General features: G+C 73.5%; 1 protein-coding gene and 1 pseudogene. Both read right to left on the reverse strand.

Going from position 1 to position 1,436, the window contains the following annotated elements:
• Positions 1 to 94: 94 nt before the first annotated feature.
• A complete protein-coding gene (locus MCM47_RS40660; RefSeq protein WP_238951822.1) occupies positions 95 to 1,144 on the reverse strand; it encodes a family 2 encapsulin nanocompartment cargo protein polyprenyl transferase in 1,050 nt (349 codons plus the stop codon).
• 87 nt (positions 1,145 to 1,231) lie between these two features.
• Positions 1,232 to 1,436: pseudogene (locus MCM47_RS40665) on the reverse strand (Crp/Fnr family transcriptional regulator); the annotation flags it as partial.

The following is a 1,436-nucleotide window of genomic DNA, read 5'->3' on the forward strand; positions in this document are numbered from 1 at the left end:
CGCCCCCCGGCCGGAGTCCCCGGCCCGGGCCTCCCGGGGCCGACCTTCCCCGGGCCGGCGCCGCCGGCCCCCTCCCCGGGCCGGGGACTCCCCCTCAGTGACTACGCCGGGTGACCAGCTCCGCCAGAGCGAGCAGGTCGTCGGCCGCGGAGGGCTCGGGCACCGCGACGGCCAGCTGGGCGAGCGCTGCCGCCATCCGCTCGCAGGACTCCCCCTGCGCCCAGCCACGCCCGCCCGCCCTCTCGACGGCCTCCGCACAGCGGCGCAACTCCTCGGGGCTGAGCACCCGTTCGAGCGCATACAGCTCGGCCAGGACCCGGCCTTCGGCCGTCCCGGAGCCGAGCGCCGCCACCACCGGCAGCGACTTCTTGCGCGCCACCAGGTCCGCACCGACCGGCTTGCCGGTGACGGCCGGGTCACCCCAGATCCCGATCAGGTCGTCGATGAGCTGGAACGCCAGTCCGATCTCGCGGCCGAAGCCGTCCAGCGCCTGGGAGGCCTCCTCGGAGGCGCCCGCGTCCCGCCCGCCGATCGCGCAGGCGGCACCGAGCAGCGCACCGGTCTTGGCCTCTGCCATCGCCAGGCATTCGGGGAGCGAAACGTCACTGCGCTGCTCGAAGGCGCAGTCGATCTGCTGACCCTCGCAGAGCTCGACCACGCAGTCGGTCAGCCGGCGGATCGCGCCCTGGGCGGCCGGATGGCTGTCCTCCGCGAGCAGGCGCAGGGCCAGCGAGTGCATGGCGTCGCCGGCCAGGATGGCCTCGGTGGTGCCGAACACCCGCCAGGCGGTGGGCCGGTGGCGCCTGGTCTCGTCGCGGTCGATGACGTCGTCGTGGAGTAGCGTGAAGTTGTGGACCAGCTCGACGGCGGCCGCCGCCGCGGTCGCCGAGCCCGGGCTGCCACCGAGGGCCTGGGTGGCGGCCAGGACCATCGCCGGCCTGATGGCCTTTCCGGAGGGCGCCGCCACGGGCGATCCGTCCGCCTCCCACCAGCCGAAGTGGTAGCCCGCGACCTTGCGCATGGAACCGGGCAGCGAGTCGACGGCGGCGCGCAACACCGGGTCCACCAGGCCACGGGCGCGGGCGAGCACGTCCGCCGCCTCGTTCCCCTCGCGGTGATCGCGCTCCAATGTGAAGATTCCCATGAATTCCTCCCCCTCATGAGGTGGCCGGCGCTGCCCGGCCGGGCCTGTTCCGCCCGGCCGGGCAGCGCGGTGGCCGACCGGCCCCGGTCAGTCGCGACGCTGGGCGACGTTGACGTTTTCGAGGACACCGATCGCGTCGGGCACCAGAATGGCTGCGGAGTAGTACGCGCTGACCAGATAGGAAATGATGGCCTTCTCGTCGATCCCCATGAACCGGACCGAGAGGCTCGGCTCGAATTCGTCGGGGATTCCGGTCTGGTGCAGGCCGATGACGCCCTGGTTGTCCTCGCCG

This window comes from Kitasatospora sp. A2-31, from assembly GCF_022288725.1.
Lineage (GTDB): Bacteria > Actinomycetota > Actinomycetes > Streptomycetales > Streptomycetaceae > Kitasatospora.

Excerpts from the sequence above, each read along its gene's own strand:
- MCM47_RS40660 (WP_238951822.1), bottom strand. The coding sequence starts at position 1,144 with ATGGGAATCTTCACATTGGAGCGCGATCACCGCGAGGGGAACGAGGCG.